Origin of the sequence: Phenylobacterium sp., from assembly GCF_044372605.1 — a bacterium.
Lineage (GTDB): Bacteria > Pseudomonadota > Alphaproteobacteria > Caulobacterales > Caulobacteraceae > Phenylobacterium.
The window spans coordinates 1-2,657 of record NZ_JBILRO010000335.1; the positions used below are offsets into that span (position 1 = coordinate 1).

At 64.2% G+C, this 2,657-nt stretch carries 3 protein-coding genes; 1 reads left to right on the plus strand and 2 read right to left on the minus strand.

Translation table 11 applies throughout. The annotated features are described in order from the left end of the window. Positions 1-672: phosphoribosylaminoimidazolesuccinocarboxamide synthase (purC, locus tag ACIQ42_RS17800; protein ID WP_397423563.1), on the minus strand; the 672-nt coding region annotated here is incomplete at its 3' end. 232 nt (positions 673-904) lie between these two features. Here purC and ACIQ42_RS17805 point away from each other — a divergent pair. Further along, positions 905-1,228 carry a DUF1476 domain-containing protein gene (locus ACIQ42_RS17805; RefSeq protein ID WP_397423564.1) on the plus strand — a complete coding sequence of 108 codons (324 nt, stop codon included), beginning with the start codon at positions 905-907 and terminating at the stop codon, positions 1,226-1,228. 24 nt (positions 1,229-1,252) lie between these two features. Here ACIQ42_RS17805 and purB read toward each other — a convergent pair whose 3' ends face one another. Continuing rightward, on the minus strand, positions 1,253-2,569 hold the full coding sequence (gene purB, locus ACIQ42_RS17810) for an adenylosuccinate lyase (RefSeq protein ID WP_397423565.1): 1,317 nt from the start codon (positions 2,567-2,569) through the stop codon (positions 1,253-1,255). Positions 2,570-2,657 lie beyond the last annotated feature (88 nt).

Genomic DNA, 2,657 nt, shown 5'->3' on the forward strand with positions numbered 1-2,657 from the left:
ATTGCCCAGGTCGCGGCGGAACCGGTCCTTGTCGAGCTTTTCGTTGGTCACGCTGTCCCAGAGGCGGCAGCTGTCAGGGCTGATCTCATCGGCCAGGATGGTGCGCGGGAAGTCGTTCTCGTAGATCCGCCCGAACTCGACCTTGAAATCGACCAGGGTGATGCCGACGCCAGCGAAAAGGCCGGTCAGGTAGTCGTTTATGCGCAGGGTGATGGCCATCATATCATCGATCTCCTGGGTCGAGGCCCAGTTGAAGGCGGTGATGTGTTCCTCCGTAACCAGCGGATCGTGGAGTTTGTCGTCCTTCAAGCAGAACTCGATGATCGATCGCGGGAGGGGCTGGCCCTCCGGAATGCCCAGGCGCGTGGCGAGCGATCCGGCGGCGATATTCCGGCAAATCACTTCCAGCGGGATGATCTCGACTTCCTTGATCAACTGCTCGCGCAGGTTCATCCGCTTGATGAAATGGTTCTGGACGCCGATCCCGGTCAGCCGGGTCATGATGTATTCGCTGATGCGATTGTTGATGACGCCCTTGCCCTCCAGCACCGCTTTCTTCGTGGCGTCGAAGGCGGTGGTGTCGTCCTTGAAGTACTGGATCAGGGTGCCTGGCTCAGGGCCCTCATAGAGGATCTTGGCCTTGCCCTCGTAGATCTTCTTACGGCGGGTCATCGTGCGGCCTTCTCCATGGCGAGGACTAACCATCAGTCGGTGGAACAAAAACGCGCGCGACTTTGTGCTCGCGCGCGGGTCCGACTCGGCCTCTCGCCCCATTCAGGCAGGTTAATTTTAGCGAAAGGCGTCGGCTGGCGCAAACTGCCAACGCGTTCCCGCTTTTGATTGCGGCGTCTTTCGGCGCACGATATGGGAACGCCGCTTCGAGACGCTGACCCCCAAGGACCCGATGACCACTTTTGACGAACGCGAAAAGGGCTTCGAAAAGAAGTTCGCGCTGGACCAGGAGCAGGACTTCAAGGCCCACGCCCGTCGCAATCGCGCGCTGGGCCAGTGGGCGGCTGGACTGATGGGCCTGGAAGGCCAGCACGTCGACGAATATGCCAAGGCCGTGGTGAAGTCCGACTTTGAGCTGCCGGGCGATGACGACGTGTTCCGCAAGGTCTTCGAAGACCTGAAGGGTTCGGGCGTCGCCGTCTCCGACAGCGAAGTCCGCATGAAGATGGCGGAGCTGTTGGCGCAGGCCCGGGAAAACGTTCGCTCCGAGGGCTAAGGCGGCGGAGGTCTTCAAAGGCGGCTATGCCCTGGCTTCCTCCTGCTCCCCGAACACGCGGGCGAAGATGCGGTCGACGTTCTTGAAGTGGTAGCCCAGGTCAAAGAGCTCGCCGAGTTCGGCGGGTGACAGGGTGATCTCGGGGTCGGCGATCAGGAAATCGAGGAAATTGCCCTCGCCGCGCCACACCTTCATGGCGTTGCGCTGGACCGCCGCATAGGAGGCCTCGCGGCTGAGGCCCTTCTGGGTCAGGCCCAGCAGCACGCGCTGCGAGTGGACCAGGCCGCCCAGGCGATCCAGGTTCTTCGCCATGTTCTCCGGATAGATCACCAGCCGCTCCATCACCCCGGCCAGCCGGCGCAGGGCAAAGTCCAGGTGCACCGTGGCGTCGGGCGCGATGCCGCGCTCGACCGAGGAGTGGCTGATGTCGCGCTCATGCCAGAGGGCGACGTTTTCCATGGCCGGCATGACGGCCGAGCGGACCAGTCGGGCAAGGCCGGTGAGGTTTTCCGTCAGGATCGGGTTGCGCTTGTGCGGCATGGCGCTGGAGCCCTTCTGGCCGGGATCGAAGGCTTCCTCGGCTTCCAGCACTTCGGTGCGCTGCAGGTGGCGGATCTCAACGGCCAGGCGCTCGATCGAGCTGGCGACCACGCCCAGGGTGGCGAAATAGGCGGCGTGGCGGTCGCGGGGGATCACCTGGGTTGAGATGGGCTCGACCACGAGGCCCATCTTTTCGGCCACATAGGCTTCAACTTCCGGCGCCACATTGGCGAAGGTGCCGACGGCGCCGGAGATGGCGCAGGTGGCGATCTCGAACCTCGCCATGGCCAGCCGCTCCTTCGCCCGCTGGAACTCGGCGTAGTGCCCGGCGAGCTTGAGGCCGAAGGTGGTGGGCTCGGCGTGGATCGCGTGGCTGCGTCCGACGGTGGGCGTGAAGCGGTGCTCGTATGCCCGGCGCTTCAGCGCGGCCAGCAACAGGTCGACGTCGTCCATCAGGAGGTCTGTCGCCCGGCAGAGCTGGACCGCAAGCGCGGTGTCGTTGATGTCGGATGACGTGGTGCCCTGATGCAGGAAGCGGGCTTCCGGGCCCACCACTTCGGAGATGTGGGTGAGGAAGGCGATGACGTCGTGCTTCACCTCGCGTTCGATCTCGTCGATGCGCGCGGCGTCCCAGAGGGTGTCGCGGCCCTTTTCCCAGATCACCCGGGCGGCCTCTTTCGGGATCACGCCCAGCTCGGCCTGCGCGTCGGCGGCGTGGGCCAGGATTTCGAACATGATCTTGAAGCGGGAATCCGCGCTCCAGATGGCGGCGGCTTCGGGGCGGGCGTAGCGAGGGATCATGGGTCGGGGTATCCAGCCGGACCCCCGCCCAAGTCAAATTTTATCGTCAGATTCAGGCCTCGCCGCGGTCCGCCCGCGCCTTGGCCAG